The 18,666-nt window shown below is 66.0% G+C and carries 15 protein-coding genes; 7 read left to right on the top strand and 8 right to left on the bottom strand.

Annotation, left to right across the window (positions count from 1 at the left end):
* Positions 1-5 precede the first annotated feature (5 nt).
* Positions 6-545, bottom strand: a complete 540-nt coding sequence (locus CH306_RS22825; RefSeq protein WP_032397905.1) for a carboxymuconolactone decarboxylase family protein — start codon at positions 543-545, stop codon at positions 6-8.
* A gap of 1 nt (position 546) precedes the next feature.
* The gene (locus tag CH306_RS22820; RefSeq protein WP_032397906.1) at positions 547-1,134 is read right to left on the bottom strand and encodes a peroxiredoxin; all 588 of its coding nucleotides are present in this window, start codon (positions 1,132-1,134) and stop codon (positions 547-549) included.
* Between the two features lie 155 nt (positions 1,135-1,289).
* Between CH306_RS22820 and CH306_RS22815 the strand changes: the two genes are divergently transcribed.
* Entirely contained in the window at positions 1,290-2,228 is a 939-nt protein-coding gene (locus CH306_RS22815; protein ID WP_094648036.1) for a hydrogen peroxide-inducible genes activator, read from the top strand.
* Here CH306_RS22815 and CH306_RS22810 read toward each other — a convergent pair.
* The 4 genes from CH306_RS22810 to sthA form a co-directional block, all read right to left on the bottom strand.
* Positions 2,215-4,731 (bottom strand): DEAD/DEAH box helicase, encoded by a 2,517-nt coding sequence (locus tag CH306_RS22810; RefSeq protein WP_094648035.1) that lies wholly within the window; start codon positions 4,729-4,731, stop codon positions 2,215-2,217. The genes CH306_RS22815 and CH306_RS22810 overlap by 14 nt on opposite strands.
* A gap of 70 nt (positions 4,732-4,801) precedes the next feature.
* Positions 4,802-5,842, bottom strand: coding sequence for an alpha/beta fold hydrolase (locus CH306_RS22805; RefSeq protein ID WP_032398408.1), 1,041 nt, complete (start codon positions 5,840-5,842; stop codon positions 4,802-4,804).
* Positions 5,843-6,070: 228 nt separating this feature from the next.
* Positions 6,071-7,015 (bottom strand): proteasome assembly chaperone family protein, encoded by a 945-nt coding sequence (locus tag CH306_RS22800; RefSeq protein ID WP_032397909.1) that lies wholly within the window; start codon positions 7,013-7,015, stop codon positions 6,071-6,073.
* A gap of 183 nt (positions 7,016-7,198) precedes the next feature.
* Positions 7,199-8,614, bottom strand: a complete 1,416-nt coding sequence (gene sthA, locus CH306_RS22795; RefSeq protein ID WP_094648034.1) for a Si-specific NAD(P)(+) transhydrogenase — start codon at positions 8,612-8,614, stop codon at positions 7,199-7,201.
* A 163-nt stretch (positions 8,615-8,777) separates the two neighbouring features.
* Here sthA and CH306_RS22790 point away from each other — a divergent pair, with 163 nt between their 5' ends.
* The 4 genes from CH306_RS22790 to CH306_RS22775 all read left to right on the top strand — a co-directional run bounded on the left by CH306_RS22790 (position 8,778) and on the right by CH306_RS22775 (position 12,582).
* Complete coding sequence (locus CH306_RS22790; protein ID WP_032397911.1) at positions 8,778-9,863, top strand: S-(hydroxymethyl)mycothiol dehydrogenase; 1,086 nt, start codon at positions 8,778-8,780, stop codon at positions 9,861-9,863.
* The gene (locus CH306_RS22785; RefSeq protein ID WP_045195419.1) at positions 9,860-10,492 is read left to right on the top strand and encodes an MBL fold metallo-hydrolase; all 633 of its coding nucleotides are present in this window, start codon (positions 9,860-9,862) and stop codon (positions 10,490-10,492) included. The genes CH306_RS22790 and CH306_RS22785 overlap by 4 nt, the downstream gene beginning before the upstream one ends.
* A 112-nt stretch (positions 10,493-10,604) precedes the next feature.
* A complete protein-coding gene (locus tag CH306_RS22780; RefSeq protein WP_094648033.1) occupies positions 10,605-11,315 on the top strand; it encodes a DUF5642 family protein in 711 nt (236 codons plus the stop codon).
* Positions 11,316-11,529: 214 nt separating this feature from the next.
* The gene (locus CH306_RS22775) at positions 11,530-12,582 is read left to right on the top strand and encodes a DUF4192 domain-containing protein (protein WP_179272745.1); all 1,053 of its coding nucleotides are present in this window, start codon (positions 11,530-11,532) and stop codon (positions 12,580-12,582) included.
* Positions 12,583-12,622: 40 nt separating this feature from the next.
* Here the strand turns inward: CH306_RS22775 and galE are convergent, their stop codons facing one another.
* Both galE and CH306_RS22765 read right to left on the bottom strand, forming a co-directional pair.
* On the bottom strand, positions 12,623-13,603 hold the full coding sequence (galE, locus tag CH306_RS22770) for a UDP-glucose 4-epimerase GalE (protein WP_045195416.1): 981 nt from the start codon (positions 13,601-13,603) through the stop codon (positions 12,623-12,625).
* A gap of 46 nt (positions 13,604-13,649) precedes the next feature.
* Positions 13,650-14,336, bottom strand: coding sequence for a metal-dependent transcriptional regulator (locus tag CH306_RS22765; protein WP_032397915.1), 687 nt, complete (start codon positions 14,334-14,336; stop codon positions 13,650-13,652).
* Between the two features lie 185 nt (positions 14,337-14,521).
* Between CH306_RS22765 and CH306_RS22760 the strand changes: the two genes are divergently transcribed.
* Together CH306_RS22760 and CH306_RS22755 are read left to right on the top strand one after the other, a co-directional pair.
* Positions 14,522-15,790 carry an acetoin utilization protein AcuC gene (locus CH306_RS22760; protein WP_094648031.1) on the top strand — a complete coding sequence of 423 codons (1,269 nt, stop codon included), beginning with the start codon at positions 14,522-14,524 and terminating at the stop codon, positions 15,788-15,790.
* Between the two features lie 64 nt (positions 15,791-15,854).
* Positions 15,855-18,512, top strand: coding sequence for a bifunctional acetate--CoA ligase family protein/GNAT family N-acetyltransferase (locus tag CH306_RS22755; RefSeq protein ID WP_032398411.1), 2,658 nt, complete (start codon positions 15,855-15,857; stop codon positions 18,510-18,512).
* Positions 18,513-18,666 lie beyond the last annotated feature (154 nt).

Below are 18,666 nucleotides of genomic sequence, written 5' to 3'. Positions count from 1 at the left end.
GACGCTCAGACGGCGGCACCGTCGAGGATTCGCCCTGTTTCGATCGCCTGCGCGACACCTGCGACGATCGACGCGGCACGGATGGCCTCGAAGATCTTCTCGCGGTCGACGCCCTCGGCGCGCAGGGTCTTCTCGTGTGCCTCCAGGCAGTGGTTGCACCCGTTGACGGCCGACACCGCGAGCGACCACAGCTCGAAGTCGGCCTTGTCCACGCCAGGGTTGCCGATGATGTTCATGCGCAGGCCGGCGCGCAGATCGTCGTACTTGCCGCCGAGGTATCCCTTGGTTCGGTAGAAGACGTTGTTCATGCCCATGATCGACGCCGCACCGAGTGCCGCGTTGTACGCCTCGGCCGACAGTGAATCGGCAGCGTCCTCGGCGATCTCCTTCAACGTCGTCGCGGACTTCGACGCTGCCGCCACCGACAGCAGCGTGCCCCACAGCTGCTGCTCGCTGAGCACCGTGGAACGGGCGATGGAACCGAGATTGAGCTTGAGGTCCTTGGCGTACTCGGGGACGGCGTTCTTGAGGTTGTCGATCGTCATGTCAGACGCTCGCCGTCAGCAGTTCGCCTGCGTCGATGGTGGGATCACCCTTCTTCCAGTTGCAGGCGCAGAGCTCGTCGGACTGCAGGGCATCGAGAACTCGAAGGACCTCGTCGACGTTGCGGCCCACCGAGCCTGCCGTGACCGACACGAACTGGATCTCGTTGTTGGGGTCGACGATGAACGTGGCGCGGTCGGCGACACCATCGGCGTTGAGAACACCCGTGGCAGCAGCCAATTCACGCTTGAGATCCGACAGCATCGGGAACGGGAGGGTCTTGAGCTCGTCGTGCTGTGCCCGCCACTGGAAGTGGACGAACTCGTTGTCCACCGACGCACCGAGGACCTGTGCGTCACGGTCCTCGAACTCCTCGTTCAGCTTGCCGAACGCGGCGATCTCGGTGGGGCACACGAACGTGAAGTCCTTGGGCCAGAAGAAGACGATGCGCCACTTGCCTGCATGATCGTCACTGGTGACGGTGGTGAAGTAATCGTCGGGCTGCTGAGCGTTCACCTTGGACAGGTCTCCGCCGATGACGGCGGTCAGGTTGTATGAAGGGAACTGGTCGCCAATTGTCAACAGTGCCATGTGGTCTCCTCGTGTCGAATGATCGCGTCGGTTCCGTATGTGAGCGGTTCGGGGTCGGTGGCGTGAATGCAGCCGTACGAGCCCGGCCGACCGGTACGAGTGTGCCAAAAGTGTGGTCAAAGGTAAACGTGATGAGTGGCACTACACTGATAGGCGTGACCGATCGAAGCTATCAGCCGACCCTGTCGCATCTGCGGGCTTTCGCGGCGATCGCACGTCATCGCCACTTCGGTTCTGCCGCAGCGCAACTGAGTATCACCCAGCCTTCGCTGTCGCAGGCTCTTGCTGCGCTCGAGCAGGGGCTGGGGGTGCAGCTGATCGAGCGCAGCACTCGCCGGGTGTTGTTGACGCCTGCCGGCGGTCAGTTGCTCGCTCGGGCCACCGCGGCACTGGACGCGGTGGACGGATTCGTCGCTACCGCAGCAGGATTGGGTGGCCACCTGACCGGTGGTATCAGGCTCGGAATCATTCCGACCGTGGCACCGTACGTGCTGCCGGCAGTACTCCCGGCCGTACGCGCCGAGTATCCCGACCTCGTGCCGAGGATAGTGGAGGATCACACCGCCCGACTGCTGGACGCACTCCGCTCCGGTGACCTCGACGTCGCCGTTCTCGCGCTGCCCCTCGCCGACCCGGGATTGATCGAAATATCCATGTACACCGAGGATTTCGTGCTCGCGTTACCTGCCGAGCACCCACTGGCGGGGCGGCGGGATCTGGACGTCGCCGACCTCCGAGGCCTGCCTCTGCTCCTGCTCGACGAGGGGCACTGCCTGCGCGAGCAGACCCTCGACCTGTGCCGCTCGGTCGACATCGCGCCCGACGCGAGCGCTACCCGGGCGGCGTCGTTGACCACGGTGGTGCAGTGCGTTGCAGGCGGGCTGGGTCTGACGCTGCTGCCGCGCAGCGCCGTCGGGGTCGAGGTCGCTCGTGCGGGCCTGTCCACCGCGGAATTCGCACACCCGGCTCCCGGCCGCACGATCGGTCTCGTGCACCGATCCACGAGTGCGCGCTCGGCCGAATACCGGGCGCTGGCAAGTCTTCTCGCCACCGAGGTTCGTGCCGGCCAAGCAGATGGCCTCAGCCGGGCGTGATCACGATCTCGTCGAACACGATCTCGCCTGCCGCATCGGACTCGGGCACATCGACGACGGCGTCGAGCGACCAGCCGTGGTCCCCGTCGGGGTCCTCCAACACCTGACGCACCGTCGTGGACTCCGCACCGACGTTCAGGGTGAACAACGCGGGGCCACGGGCCGACGGGCCGGTTCCGATCGAGCCGTATTCGGCGAAGAACGGTTCGAGTTCGGCCTCCCAGTCCGGGCCGTCGTCGAGGTCGTCGAGCGTGTTCCACTGTCGGCGCGCCGCCAGGTCCACGCGGCGGAAGATCGCATTGCGCGCGAGGATTCGGAAGGCTCGCGGGTTGGCCGAGATCGGACGCGGCACGTCGGATCCGTACGCCTCCACGAGCGCTTCCGGCTCGGCACCGGGATCGGTGAGGTTCTCCCACTCGTCGAGCAGGCTCGAATCCACCTGCCGAACGAGCTCACCCAGCCACTCGGTGATGTCCTGTACCTCTTCGGTTCGAGACTCCGGCGGAACCGTCTGGCGCAGTGTGCGATAAGCGTCGGCGAGATACCGCAGGACGAGTCCCTCGGACCGCATCAGACCGTAGTGGCTGATCAATTCTGCGAACGTCATCGCGCGCTCGACCATGTCGCGGACCACGGACTTGGGCGACAGGCCGACCTCGGAGAGCCACGGATGGGTGCCGCGGTAGATCTCGAATGCCGGAACGAGCAGCTCTGTAAGAGGTTTCGGCCACGTGACCTCCTCGAGCAGCTCCATTCTCTCGTCGTACTCGATGCCGTCGGCCTTCATCTGCGACACCGCTTCGCCGCGCGCGGCGTGCTGCTGTGCCATGAGGATCTGACGCGGATCGTCGAGGGTCGATTCGATGATCGACACCACATCGAGGGCATGGGTCGGTGATTCGGCGTCCAGCAGGTCGAAGGACGCGACCGCGAACGTCGACAGCGGCTGATTGAGCGCGAAGTCCGGTTGCAGGTCCACCGTCAGTCGAGCATGTCGACCGTCGGCGTCCGGCTCGTCGAGTTGCTCGACGATGCCCGCATCGACCAGACCACGGTAGAGCGAGAGCGCCCGTAAGATGTGCTTGCGCTGAGCGGGCCGGGTCTCGTGATTGTCCTCGAGCAGGTGTCGCATGGCATGAAAGCAATTGCCCGGCCGGGCAATGACGTTGAGCAACATCGCGTTGCTCACCGAGAACCGGGACGTGAGCGGCTCCGGGCTGGCGGCGATGATCCGCTCGAATGTCGGCTCACCCCACGAGACGAAACCGTCGGGTGCCTTCTTGCGCTGCACACGCTTGAGCTTCTTCGGATCGTCGCCGGCCTTGGCCACCAGACGCGCGTTCTCGATGTCGTGTTCGGGGGCCTCCACCACGACGGTGCCGAGGGTGTCGTAGCCGGCTCGGCCCGCGCGTCCCGCGATCTGATGGAACTCGCGGGCCCGAAGCTTGCGGGTGCGGATGCCGTCGTACTTGGTCAGTCCGGTGAACAACACCGTGCGAATGGGAACGTTGATGCCCACCCCCAACGTGTCCGTTCCACAGATCACCTTGAGCAGACCGTCCTGCGCCAGCTTCTCGACCAACCGTCGATACTTGGGAAGCATGCCGGCGTGGTGCACCCCGATGCCGTGCCGAACCAGTCTCGACAGGGTCTTCCCGAAACCTGTGGTGAAGCGAAAGGCGCCGATGGCCTCGGCGATCTCGGCCTTCTCCTGCTTGGACGCGACATTGACGCTCGTCAGCGCCTGGGCTCGTTCGAGTGCCGCGGCCTGCGTGAAATGTACGACGTACACCGGCGCGAGATGCGTTTCCACCAGTTCTTCGATGGTCTCGCTGATCGGAGTGGTGACGTACGAGAACATCAGTGGAACCGGACGTTCGGAGCCCGAGACGACGGTGGTCGTGCGTCCGGTGCGCCGGGTCAGATCGTCCCGGAAGAACGAGACATCGCCCAGGGTCGCGGACATCAACAGGAACTGGGCGTGCGGCAGTTCGATCAACGGCACCTGCCAGGCCCACCCTCGATCGGGCTCGGAGTAGTAGTGGAACTCGTCCATGATCACCTGGCCGATGTCGGAGCCGCGGCCCTGACGCAGGGCGAGGTTCGCGACGATCTCGGCGGTGGCGCAGATGATCGGGGCTCCGGAGTTGACCGACGCGTCGCCCGTCATCATGCCGACGTTCTGAGCACCGAAGATCTCGCACAGAGCGAAGAACTTCTCGCTGACCAGTGCCTTGATCGGCGCGGTGTAGAAGCTGCGTATGCCCGCGGCCATCGCGGCGTAGTGGGCTCCGATGGCCACCATCGACTTACCCGATCCGGTCGGCGTCGCGAGGATGACGTTGGAGCCGGAGACCAGCTCGATGAGAGCTTCCTCCTGCGCGGGATACAGGGTCAGACCGCGATCGGCAGTCCAGGTGGTGAACGTGTCGAACAGGACGTCCGGGTCGACGCCGTCGGACCGAGCGGCGGCGGTATCGGGAATCAGTTCGGTGAGAAGCACCTCTACAGGCTATGTGGGATCGACGGCCGGACCCGCATCGACACTGCGCCGGGCGGGGTCCGTCGATGCGTCAGGTGGCGCTGCGTTCGTCCGAGCCCATGGCTCCGAGCACTGCCAGTCTCGTACTCGCGCTGCCGGTGATCATGTCCTCGCCGACACCGGTGATGAGCAGGTTGCGCCACCGCACTTCGTCGAACGTCAACGACGGGGTGGAATCGATGAAGTCCTCCACGACCTGCAGGAAGCGCATCGGGTCGTCTCGGAACGGAAAATGTCCGGAATTCTCGAACACCTCCAACGTGGAACCGGGCATGGCCGAATGAGCGAGGTGCGCATGACTGACCGGAATCACCGAGTCCTGATCACCCCAGACGAGCAGCACCGGCAGATTCTCGGTCAGGTAACACCGGTCCAGCATCGTGACCACCTGGCCGCGCCAGTCCACGACGGCGCGCAGGGTCCGCAGATACGCCTCGTACGTCGTCGGGGCCGGAAGCTCACTCAGCACTCGGATCAGATCCGGAGTGTCGTGCAGGAGCGACCCGGGACGCAGGGGAGAGCTGTGCAGTGTGCTCAGGAGGCTGCCCGCCAACTTCACCGCGGGGATGGCACCGGGCAGGCGGAGCAGTTTGACCGCCTCGCTGAGAAACGGCATGGATGCCAGTCGAAGAAGGGGATGGACGTCCTTGGTGACGCCACCGGAGGACACCAGAGCCAACCTGTCGACCATGCCCGGGAACTGGTAGGCGAACTGCATGGCGACCCCGCCGCCCAGTGAGTGTCCGACTACGGTCACGTGTTCGATGCCCAGCACCGAGAGCAGGTCACGCATGCCGTTGGCGTACGCGGCGACGGAGTAGTCGGCACGGGGCTTGTCCGAGCGACCGTGCCCGAGCAGATCCGGAGCGATGACGGTGTAGTTCTTCGCGAGGTGCGGGATCACCTCGTTCCACGTCTCGGAGTTGTCACCGATCCCGTGGATCAACAACAGGACCGGTCCTTCACCGGCCATGCGGAACGCCCGCCGGTATCCGTGAATGGTCCGGAAGATCAGCCGTGGCTCTTCGTCGGGAACCGGGCGGAGCTTGCGACTGCGCGGATTGGTGCTCATCTGCGCCTCCTGAAATTCCCTGGTGCACCGCGCGAAGCGGCACACGACGGCGACGCCGTGCACGAGTGTGTGGACGTACGTACCCGAGTACGTGTTGGTACGACTCTTGCACGAGATGACGCTCGGGGCAGAACATCGGGCGTATTTGCGGTTACAGGTATGTTTCGATCCGCCCGAACTGTCCGATGTGCGCGCCCGAGCCATCATCCTCTGTGACCGCTCACACTGCTACTGCTCGGTGGTGTCTTCTCCCTCGTCGAGACCGGCCTGCTCGGCGAGGAAGCGCTCGAACTCGGCCCCGAGCTCGTCGCCGCTCGGCAGTGGCTCGTCGCTGGCCAGCAGCGTCGACTGCTGTTCCTGCGCGGCCACGTAGGTGTCGTACTGACGCTCGAGTGCCTGCACCACCGACTGGACTTCTTCGTTTCCGGTGATGTGCTCGTTCACCTGCTCCCGAACCCGTGCGGCAGCTTCACCCAGCGCGGCCAGCGGCAGGTCCAACTCGGCGGCTTCGCTGACGTTCTCGAGCAGCGTTTCGGCTGCACCGGGGTAGTCCGTCTGGGCGAGGTAGTGCGGTACGTGCACCGAAAAGCCCATCGACTCGTGACCGTGCTGCGCCATCCTGAGCTCGAGCAGGGACGACGCGCTGCCGGGCACTTGCAGGTCACCTGCCCAGCTGTTGCCTTCCTTGACCAGCTCCTTGTCGCTGGCGTGGGCCGTCACACCGAGCGGCCGAGTGTGCGGAATGGCCATCGGGATCGAGCCGAGACCGATGGTCCGACGGACTCCGAGCTGTTCGGCGAGCAGGCGAACGGCAGTGGTGAACTTCTCCCACCGCAGATCCGGTTCCATACCGGCCAGCAGCAGGAACGGGGTGCCGGTGCGGTCCTTGACGGCATAGAGATTCAGTTCGGGAGCGTCGTAATCCGAGAAATGATCGGACTTGAACGTCATCGTCGGCCGACGGGACCGGTAGTCGATCAACTCGTCGACGTCGAACGACGCGACGAGTTCCGACTCCAGGCTCTCGCGCAGATGAGTCGTCGCCAACTTCACTGCGTGACCCGCGTCGGAGAAGCCCTCCAGACCGTGCACGAGGACGGGTCCGACTCCGTCGTTGGAGAAGATTTGCGGTGCCGGAAACTCCAGCTCGTACATCTTCGACTGTTCGGTCATGGCCGGGCCCCTTTCGGATCGACTCGTAGGTACCTCGAAGCGAGCATCGGGTAAGAATACGCCGATCCTGGGCGCGAGCCCCGTACCCGCCGACGTCGATCGTGGCGATTCACTATCCGAAAGAACAACCGGTGGACCGCTGTTCATTCCCCGTCCCGGGTTGCCCTCGTGCCGAGGACGACATCAGCGGTCGAAGTTGGCCAGCGCACGGATCTTGTTCGTGACATCGAGGGCGGCAACCTTGTACGCCTCCGACAGTGTGGGGTAGTTGAACACCGCATCGACGAGGTAGTCGACGGTGCCGCCGCACCCCATCACGGCCTGTCCGATGTGCACCAGATCCGTCGCACCCGACCCGAAGATGTGTACGCCGAGAATCGACCGGTCCTCGGTGGAGACGAGCAGCTTGAGCATGCCGTACGAGTCGCCGGCGATCTGACCCCGAGCGAGTTCGCGGTACCTCGACACCCCCACCTCGTAGGGAATCGATCCCTTCGTCAGGTCGACCTCGGTGGCTCCGACGTACGAGACCTCGGGAATCGAGTAGATGCCGATGGGCTGCACATCGGTCAGTTTCGCGCTGGATTCGCCGAACGCGTGGTACGCCGCCAGCCTGCCCTGATCCATCGACGTCGCGGCCAACGCCGGAAATCCGATGACATCACCGACCGCGTAGATGTGATCGACCTTGGTCTGGAAATGTTCGTCGACGAAGATGCGACCGCGCGCGTCGGCCTCCAGACCGGCGTTCTCGAGTTCGAGTGCTGTCGTCAGACCCTGACGGCCGGCCGAGTACATCACCGTCTCCGCCGGGATCCGCTTGCCGCTGGCAAGGGTGGTCACCGTTCCGTTCGGGCCGACGTCGACCGCGGTCACCGCCTCCCCGAAGCGGAACGTCACCGCGAGATCGCGGAGGTGGAACTGCAACGACTCGATGATCTCGCGATCGCAGAAGTCGAGCATCGAATCGCGCTTCTCGACAACGGTGACCTTCGTTCCCAGGGCAGCGAACATCGATGCGTACTCGATTCCGATGACCCCGGCCCCGACCACGACCATGGACGCCGGAATGAATTCGAGATTGAGAATCCCGTCGGAGTCGAGGACGCGGTAATCGTCGAACGCGATGTCGGCGGGACGCGCGGGAGCGGTGCCGGTGGCGATCACCACATTGGCTGCCTTGACCGTGATGCGTTCACCTCGCGACTCGTCCTCGATCACGATGGTGTGCGCGTCGAGGAACTTTCCGACGCCGGTGATGAGCTCGATCCGGTTGCGCAGCAGTTGCGAGCGCACCACCTCGATCTCCTTACCGATCACGTGCTGGGTTCGCGCCAACAGATCGGCCGGAGTGATGTCGGCCTTCACCCGATAGCTCGCCCCGTACAGCTCACGTTGATTCATGCCCGTGAGGTACAGAACGGCCTCGCGCAGCGTCTTGGACGGAATGGTGCCGGTATTGACGCAGACCCCGCCGAGCATGTGGCCCTTCTCCACGATCGCCACCCGCTTGCCGAGCTTCGCAGCCGCAATGGCCGCCTTCTGGCCACCTGGGCCGGAGCCGATGACCACCAGGTCGTACTCCATGGGTTCAGACATTCGTCATAGGTACCGCCCGCACGCAAAGACTGCGTGCCCACCCGGTCACAACCTTGTGAACTCCGAGATTCGGAGGCCGAACCCATGCAGATGTCGCCACGTACTGATGCGTTGTGCGAGGCTGAGCCCAGCACGAAACACCCGATTCACAGTGGAGGAACACATGCCGCAGCAGGTCCGCGCTGTCGTTGCCAAGAGCAAGGGCGAGCCCGTCTCCATCGAGACGATCACCATCCCCGATCCCGGGCCGAACGAGGTCGTGGTCAAGATCGCGGCCTGCGGGGTGTGCCACACCGACCTGCACTACCGCGAAGGCGGCATCAACGACGAGTTCCCGTTCCTGCTCGGACACGAGGCAGCCGGAATCGTCGAGACCATCGGCGACCGCGTCGAGCACGTCGAGGTCGGCGACTTCGTCGTCCTGAACTGGCGTGCCGTGTGCGGCGAATGTCGAGCCTGCAAGCGCGGCACCCCGTGGTACTGCTTCGACACCCACAACGCAGCACAGAAGATGACCCTCGAGGACGGCACCGAGCTGACCCCTGCGCTGGGCATCGGCGCATTCGCCGAGAAGACCCTGGTGCACGAGGGCCAGTGCACCAAGGTCGCCGCAGACGCCGATCCCGCCGTCGTCGGACTGCTCGGCTGCGGAGTGATGGCCGGGCTCGGGGCAGCGATGAACACCGGCAACGTCTCGCGCGGAGACTCGGTGGCCGTGATCGGCTGCGGCGGCGTCGGCGATGCCGCGATCGCCGGAGCCCGATTGGCGGGTGCATCGACGATCATCGCGGTCGATCGCGACCCGGGCAAGCTCGAATGGGCCCTCGAACTCGGAGCCACCCACACCGTCGATTCCTCCGTGGTCGACGCCGTCGAGGCCGTGCAGGAGCTGACCGGAGGCTTCGGTGCCGATGTGGTGATCGACGCCGTCGGCCGTCCGGAGACCTGGAAGCAAGCGTTCTACGCACGCGACCTCGCCGGAACCGTGGTGCTCGTCGGCGTTCCGACTCCCGAGATGACTCTCGAGATGCCGCTCATCGACTTCTTCTCCCGCGGCGGCTCGCTGAAGTCGTCCTGGTATGGCGACTGCCTGCCCGAGCGCGACTTCCCGCAGTTGGTGGATCTGTACCAGCAGGGCCGTCTGCCGCTCGAGAAGTTCGTCACCGAACGCATCACCATCGAGGACGTCGAAGCCGCGTTCGACAAGATGCACAAGGGCACCGTGCTGCGGTCGGTGGTGATCCTGTGAGTGGTCGATTCCGTGTCCAGAACGTGGTCACCTCGGGCACGTTCAGTCTCGACGGTGGCACCTGGGACGTCGACAACAACATCTGGCTGATCGGCGACGACGACGAGGTCGTGATCGTCGACGCAGCCCACACCGCGGCCCCGATCGTCGACGCGGTAGCCGGTCGCACGGTCAAGGCCGTCGTCTGCACACACGGTCACAACGATCACGTGACCGTGGCACCCGAGCTCTCGGACACCCTCGACGCGCCGATTCTGCTGCACCCGGCCGACGAGATGCTGTGGGAGCAGACGCACCCGGGCGTCGGGCACTCGACCCTCGAGGACGGCCAGCGCATCACCGTGGCCGGAACCGACATCCTGGCGTTGCACACACCCGGGCACTCACCGGGATCGACGTGCCTGTACCTGCCGGAGGCGGGGGAGTTGTTCAGCGGCGACACCCTCTTCTCCGGCGGTCCGGGTGCCACCGGCCGGTCGTACTCGGATTTCCCGACCATCATCGGGTCCATCCGTGATCGACTCTTCGCGCTTCCCGTCGAGACTCGCGTCAACACCGGGCACGGCGACGGCACGCGTATCGGCGACGAGGCACCGCACCTCGAGGAGTGGATCGCCCGCGGAAGCTGACATCGCGACACTGCGGTAGGTCGCCTGCCGCGTTCGAGGTGGTCGGAATGAGACAGTGGTGGGACGCCGGAGCGAGTGCTGCGGCGTCCCACCTACTCGAAGAGGACGTCTTGTGAGCCCCGCCGCACGGAGAACCCGCCTGACCAGCGCTGCCACGTCGGCGGCGATCGGAGCGCTCGTACTGGTGGGGTGCAGCTCGACCGTCACGGGCACCGCTGAACCCAGCGCAGGCAGTGCCACCTCGTCGGCGCGGTCCGGTGTGGATCTGAACACGCTGCTGATCGACCCGTCCAGCTTCCCGGCACCGTACGACGCCCTGGTTCTGCCCCAGCAGGCGATCTCGCAAGCCGCACCCGATCTCAGCGGAATACCGGCCGGTGCCGAGGTCAGCCCGGCGGGATGCAAGCCTGCCGACCAGGACTTCGGCCCGACGGGAACGGCCATGATCGTCGGAACCGACAACGACAGTCGATCGACCATCTCGATCGAGTTGACCGCAGTGGACGAACCGCTCTCGGCGCGCAAGGAGCAGCTCGAACAGTGCGGGGAGGTGACGGCAACCAAGTCCGGTGCGACCTCGACGGTGACCTCGACTCTGACGCCGGCACCGCCCATCGACGCGGACGACACCTTGGCCGTCCGGCAGACCGTTGCATCGGGTGCAGGCGGCGACGCCGTCACGCAGTCGATGCTGACGTTGATGGCCCAGATCGACGGGGTGCGAGTGTCGGCCACGTTCATGTCGTTCGGCTCGGGCACGCCCGACGCGATGACCCTCGACGAGCTGTTCACCGCGGCCGTCCAGAAGGTCGGCCAGGGCTGACGGAGCGATAGCAGATCGCACCGACACGAATCGGTCGTCCACAGCTCCGGCGACTCGATCGGTCCACAACACACCGGTTCTCCACAGGGCAGTTCGAAAGCCCAGGTCGGGACTTCGTCGGTCGTCAGGACCCCGGCCAGGATTCTCCGGTATGCACACACCGACGAATTCACACGACAACTTCGACTCCCGCCATCGCGTTCGACTCGGTCACGTGAGCGACCTGATGGCAGCCGTGCCGGCCATGCTCGGATTCCACCCGCATCGATCGATGGTGCTCATCGCGGTCCAGGACGGCGGTGCCGGCGTCGGACCCACGATGCGTCACGACCTCGTCCTGGCAGGCGAACACGCCGATCGGCGCGCAGGCGGTCGTACCCGCGCGACCGAGGAGATGCTCGACGCCATCGGCCACCTTGCCGGCTACTGCGCGAGGGAGAACATCCCCGCGGTCATGGCGGTGTTCGTCGACGACAGGCTCGACCGAGCCGTCAGAACAGCGCATCTGCTCGACGTCGAAGCGCTGGTGATCGAACTCGACGCCGCACTCGCATCGTTCGGAGTACAGCTCGGCGAGGCCCTCGCGGCGTCGGAGATCGCCGATTCCGCCGAGTGGTGGACCTTGCGCGGACCGCAGCGGCACGGCCTGATATCCGATCCTTCGGCGTCTCCGATGACCGTGGCACGCGTGCTCGACGGCTACTCCGTCCGAAAGTCCAGGTGCGAGCTCGCCGAGACCATCGCACCGGGCCCCGACGCGACGGTGCGGGCCGTGGCGGCCGAAATGTCGCGACAACGACGCGAGGGCACCCGGTCTCGTACCGACGACTTGACCTCGGTGCTGTCGTACATCGCACGCGGACCGTACGACACCGAATTGGATCCGACCGACATCGCTCGCATCGCACTCGCGATCGGCCACGTCCAGGTGCGTGACGCAGTGCTGGCGTTGACGCTTGGCGACGACGCCGGATTCGTCGAAGAGTTCTGGGCAAGAATGTCCCGCGTCCTGCCGAAGGGCGCACGCGCCGTCGCCGCAACACTTCTGGCCTTCGGCGCGTACGTGCGCGGAGACGGGCCGATGGCCCGCGTCGCGATCGACGCTGCACTGGAAGCCGACGAGACCTACTCACTGGCGCGACTGCTGGACCGATCGCTCAGCGCAGGAGCAGGTCCCGAACTCGTTCGCGAAGTGGCCGAGAGCGGCTTCGCGTGCGCGCGCGCCTGCGGAGTTCGGTTGCCCGGCGACCCGTTCGGTCGACGGTGACGGCCGGTCGGGCACATCGATCATCGGCCGGCAACGCGGGTCAGCGCGCTGCGTGCGACCGATCGCCGAGCTGCTGCAGGAAGGTCCACGCATCGGCCACGATCCGATCGAGATCGGTCAGCTCCGGCGTCCATTTCAGCTCCTCGACCGCACGCGCACTCGAGGCGATCAGGACCGCAGGATCACCGGCACGACGGGGAGCATGTTCGACGGCGATGGGCAGACCGGTGACGCGCTCGCAGGACGAGATGACCTCGTGCACGGAGAATCCGGTGCCGCTGCCGAGGTTGTAGATGGTGTGCTCACCCGGTTGTGCGGCATCGACGGCGAGAATGTGTGCCTCGGCCAGGTCTGCGACGTGGATGTAGTCGCGAACAGCCGTACCGTCCGGAGTGGGCCAGTCGGTGCCGAACACCGAAATCTTCTCGCGCTGCCCCAGAGCGACCTGAAGCACGAGCGGAATCAGGTGGGTCTCGACGACGCGATTCTCGCCGAAACCGTTGTAGGCACCGGCGACGTTGAAGTACCGGAGGCTGGTGGCTGCGAGGCCGTAGGCCGCGGCGTACGAGGTGATCGCGTGATCGATCGCGAGTTTGGTGGCACCGTAGGGATTGGTGGGGCGGGTGGGTGCGTCCTCGGTGATGGGAGTCTTCTCGGGCTCGCCGTACGTGGCGGCGGTCGAGGAGAACACCAGCTTCGCGGTGCCGGATGCTCGGATGGCATCGAGCAACGCCAGCGAGGTGACGACGTTCCCGCTCCAGTACTTGTCGGGCGAGACCACCGACTCGCCCACCAGTGATTGCGCGGCGAAGTGCAGGACGGCGTCGAAGCCGCCGCCGATCAACACGTCCGCGGCGACGTCCTTGACGTCACCTTCGACGAACGTGGCACCACCGGGCACGGCGTCCCGGTTACCGGTGGACAGGTTGTCCACGACCACGACCTCGTGTCCGCGCTCGACGAGCACGGCCGCGCAGACGCTGCCGACGTAGCCCGCACCACCGGTGACCAGAAGCTTCACTGTTCGTTCTCCCTCACACGCGTCGAACGCCGTCGTCGGTGGGAGGTCAGACCTTCTTCACCTGGACGGCGTGCGCCATCTCCTCGGATATGTCGACACCGCTGTGTCCTGGCACCGTGATCGTGATCGATCCGGGCTTGGCCTCGACTGTAACGCGAGCATCGGGGACCACGCCTGCCTCGCGGAGCTGAGCGATCACCTCGGGGTCGGACTGGACGTGCTCGGCGAGACGACGCACCACGACGGCAGTCGGTTGGCCGACCGGAACGTCGGTGAGGCGGATGAGAGCCTCCGGTGCCAGAGTCGACTGGCCGAGCCCGAGTTCGGCCAACCCCGGGATCGGGTTGCCGTACGGCGAGGTCGTCGGATTGTTCAGTACGGTCACCAAACGACGCTCGACCTCCTCGCTCATCACGTGCTCCCAGCGGCACGCCTCGGCGTGAACGTCTTCCCAGCGCAGACCGATGATGTCCACGAGCAGGCGCTCCGCCAAACGGTGCTTGCGCATGACCGCAACCGCCAGACTTCGACCCTTCTCGGTCAGCTCCAGGTGCCGATCGCCCGCGACGGACAACAGCCCGTCGCGCTCCATCCGAGCAACGGTCTGGCTGACGGTGGGACCACTTTGTTCGAGCCGCTCGGCGATTCGCGCGCGGAGCGGAATCACGCCCTCTTCTTCCAAATCGTAGATCGTCCGGAGGTACATCTCCGTGGTGTCGACCAGATCCTTCACACTCAACCCCTTCGTCGGGCTCGATCCTACCGTCAGCGTCCCGAAATAGGCGCTGCACCCAGTCGCAGCGGGCGCGGCGCACCACAACGGTGGACGTCTTTTCCCGTGGCTTCTCACAGGGGGACTCCGGGGACAACAACGGAACCCGGCAACACCATCCCGCCCGACAACGTAGTTTTGTCCCTATGTCTGATCAGGCGACACGCGCCGCCGCGTCCATCCCGAACCGCCCCGAGGACATCGTCGTGTGGAGCGCGGACTACCTCGGCTACCGGTGGAGCGACGACCACCCGATGAACCCGACTCGACTCGATCTGACGATGGCGCTCGCCACCGACATCGGCCTGCTCGAAGGTGTCGAATTGGTCGAGCCCGCCGCAGCACCGGATTCGGAGTTGCTCCGGTTTCACACCAGCGCGTACATCGAGGCCGTCAAACAGGCACCGTCTCAGGGCCCGGCCCTGCGCGATCCCGACGACGTCGTCCACGGACTCGGTTCCGACGACAATCCGGTGTTTCCGCAGATGCACGAGGCGAGCGCCATGCTCGCCGGCGGCTCGCTGGCCGCCGCCCGCGAGATCGCGTCGGGTCGCGCTCGACGCGCGGTGAGCATCGGTGGCGGTATGCACCACGCGATGGCCGACTGGGCATCGGGCTTCTGCGTCTACAACGACGCCGCCATCGCCATCTCGTGGTTGCTGGACAACGGGTTCGACCGAATCGCCTACATCGACGTCGACGCTCACCATGGGGACGGCGTTCAAGCGGCTTTCCTCGGTGACCCGAGAGTGCTCACGGTCTCGTTGCATCAACATCCGGCGACGCTGTGGCCGAACACCGGATGGTCCACCGAGGTGGGAACCGAACGCGGTGAGGGAAGCTCGATCAATGTCCCGTTGCTGCCCGGAACCGCGGACAGGTTGTGGTTGCGCGCGTTCCACGCGATCGTGCCGGGCGCGATCGCGGCGTTCCGGCCCCAGATCATCGTCAGCCAATGCGGTGTGGACAGCCACCGCGAGGATCCCCTCGCGGACCTCGCCCTGACCGTTGACGGCCAGAACGCTGCGTTCCTGGCCATGCGCGATCTGGCGGACAAGCATTCCGAAGGTCGGTGGTTGGCCGTCGGCGGTGGTGGGTACGGCTTGGTGCGCGTCGTTCCACGGTCCTGGACGCACCTCATCGCTGCCGCGCTCGGCCGCGACATCGACCCGATGTCTCCGCTGCCGGACACGTGGCGCGAGCGGGTGCGGACCATGGCACCGAGCGTCGACCTACCGCAGACCATGGGTGACGGGGGAGACGTCGACTATCCCGCCTGGGACGGACCCGGTGGGTCTCTCGCAGGCGCGGACGGCACCGACAGGGCGCTCGAACGCGTCGATTCGGCGATCATCGCCACCCGTCGAGCAGTGTTTCCACTGCTCGGACTCGATCCGGAGGACCCGCGTGACTGATCCGACCGACAGCCCCTCGGCCGAGGAGCCTGCCGTTGCGGCGTCGGAGCCGAGCGAGAAGGACCTGGCACGGGAGCGAGCGGAGACGTCGTTTCCGCGGCACTGGGTTGCCGACGTCCTGACCTCCGACGGCGGTGTGGTGCACCTGCGTCCCATCGTCCCGTCGGACTCCGAGCGCATCGTCGCGTTCCACGGCCGGCTGTCCGAGCGGACGAGGTACCTGCGGTATTTCGGTCCTTACCCCACGATGCCCCAGCGTGACGTGCTCAACTTCACCACCGTCGACCACCACGACAGAGTCGCGTTCGTCGCGGTGCTCGGTGACGACATCATCGCGGTCGGCCGGTACGAACGACTTCCCGAGGGAGACGGCAATTCCGCCGAGGTGGCCTTCGTCGTCGCCGACGCGCATCAGGGCCGCGGGCTGGGGCCGATCCTGCTCGAACACCTCGCGGGGGCGGCTGCCGAGAACGGGGTGAACATGTTCGTCGCCGAGGTGCTCGCCGAGAACCGGAACATGGTCACCGTCTTCCGCGAAGCGGGTTATCAGGTCAGCAGGTCCTTCGAGGGGGGAGTGTTGCGACTCGAGTTCGCGATCGACCCGAGCGAAGCGCTGCTCTCGGTGCGCAATTCGCGTGAACGTGCCGCCGAGGCCCGCAGTGTGCGCAACGTGCTCAGCCCTCGATCGGTCGCCGTGATCGGAGCGTCGACGGACAGCTCCAAGGTGGGCAACGCCGTTCTCGCGAATCTGCTGGCGGGCAACTTCACCGGCCCGGTGTATCCCGTCAACGCCGACCACCGGTCGGTCCGCGGAGTCCGCGCCTACGCCACGGTGCACGACATCCCGGATCCGGTCGATCTGGCGATCGCTGCGGTACCCGCCGATGCGATCGACGCGGTACTGGACGACTGCCTCGACAAGGGCGTCAAAGCGTTACTGGTGGTCTCGGGCGGATTCGGCGAGACCGGACCCGCGGGACAGGAGAGCGAACGCAGGCTGGTGCTCGCCGCGAGGGCGCACGGAATGCGCTTGATCGGGCCCAACGCGCTCGGTGTGGCGAACACCGATCCCGAGTTCGGTCTGAACGCCACCCTGGCTCCGCATCTGCCCACGCCGGGTAACGTCGGGTTCTTCTGTCAGTCCGGAGCCCTCGGCATCGCGATTCTGGACGAGGCCGCCAACCGCAGGCTGGGACTGTCGACGTTCGTCTCGGCTGGAAACCGCGCCGATGTGTCCGGCAACGACCTACTTCAGTACTGGGACTCGGATCCGGCCACCGAGGTGATCCTGCTGTACCTCGAGAGCTTCGGTAATCCCAGGAAGTTCACCAGGATCGCTCGACGGGTCGCACGCACCAAGCCGATCATCGCGGTCAAGAGCGGACGCGGTGCCGTGCCGCCCGCCCACGCGATCGGTGCCGACATCGACGACTCGATCGTGCGCGCACTGTTCGCGCAGGCCGGCGTCATCCAGGTCGACACCATCTCCGAACTGTTCGACTGCGCCGTCCTGTTCGGAAATCAGCCTCTTCCTGTTGGCCCGCGGGTTGCCGTGGTGGGAAATTCGACGGCTCTGGGTGTGCTGGCCGTCGACGCTGCGCGAGCCAAGGGCCTGCATGCGAGCAATCCGACCGACGTAGGTCCGCAGGCGGGTCCCGAAGAGTTCGCTGCGGCGGTGTCCTCGGCCTTGGCCGCGTCGGACATCGATGCCGTCATCGTCGTGTTCGTGCCTCCGGTCGCCGTCGAGGTCGAACCGTTCGCGGCCGCGCTCGGCAATGCCGTTCGTGGATCCGACAAGCCCGTGCTCTCGACTTTCCTGGCCACCGAAGGAATCCCCGACGTCCTGGCGGTACGCGGACCGGGTGGTCATCCCGTTCGCGGTTCGGTGCCGTCGTACTCGAGTCCGGAGCGGGCGGTTGCGGCCCTGGCTGCCGCGTGGCGCTACTCGTCGTGGCGTTCGCGACCGGTGTCGAACCTCGTCCGTCCCAAGAGCATCGACTCCGATCGCGCGAAGCGACTGGTGGAAGGATGGCGGTCGTCGGGCAGTCACGGACGGTGGCTCTCGGACTTCGAGACCGCAGAACTGTTGTCCTGCTACGGACTCGACGTCGTGGCCTTCAGAATCGTGACCGACGAGGACGAGGCGGTCGCCGCGGCGGACGAACTGGGTTACCCGGTGGCGGTGAAGGCGACCGGGGAGCGGTGGCGACACCGGCCCGATCTCGGGGGAGTGCGCTTGGACATGGCCGACGCCTCGGCAGTGCGCGTGGCGTACCGGAACCTCGCTGCGGACTCCGGCGAGCCGTTGCTGCACGTTCAGCGTATGGCGGTCAAGGGCATCGGATGCGTCGTGCGCGTGCAGGACGACCCGTCGTTCGGATCACTCATCTCGTTCGGGTTGGCCGGGGTGATCTCGGACTTGTTGGGTGACCGCGCGTACCGGGTGCTGCCGCTGACCGAAGACGAGGCCGCGCAGCTCATCGACGCGCCCAAAGCGGCTCCGCTGCTGTCCGGATACCGAAATGCGGTGCCCGTCAACAAGAATGCCCTGATCGACCTCGTTCAGCGTATTTCTGCTCTGGCAGAGGACATCGCCGACATTCGCGAGATCTCCTGCGAGCCTGTGTTGGCCTCCGCCGACGGCGCGCAGATCACCGACGCCCGGGTGCGCATCGGGCCTGAGCCCACCAAGGCCGATCTGGGTCCGCGTCGCCTGCGCTGAGCGGACGGGCCACGACAAAGCGGCAGCCGAGTCGACGTCCCGGGGGGGGGGGGGGGGGGGGGAGAGAGCCGGGCCCGCGCGCCGGCAGGGGGGGGGGGGAAGGGGGCAGCTCGACCTGCCCCCCCCGGGCGGTGGTGTGGCTGCTGTGGTGGAG

It is taken from the genome of Rhodococcus sp. 15-725-2-2b, from assembly GCF_002259075.1.
Classification (GTDB): Bacteria; Actinomycetota; Actinomycetes; order Mycobacteriales; family Mycobacteriaceae; genus Rhodococcoides.
Note: the sequence above shows the minus strand (reverse complement) of the source record. Positions and strands in the feature narration are given on the sequence as shown.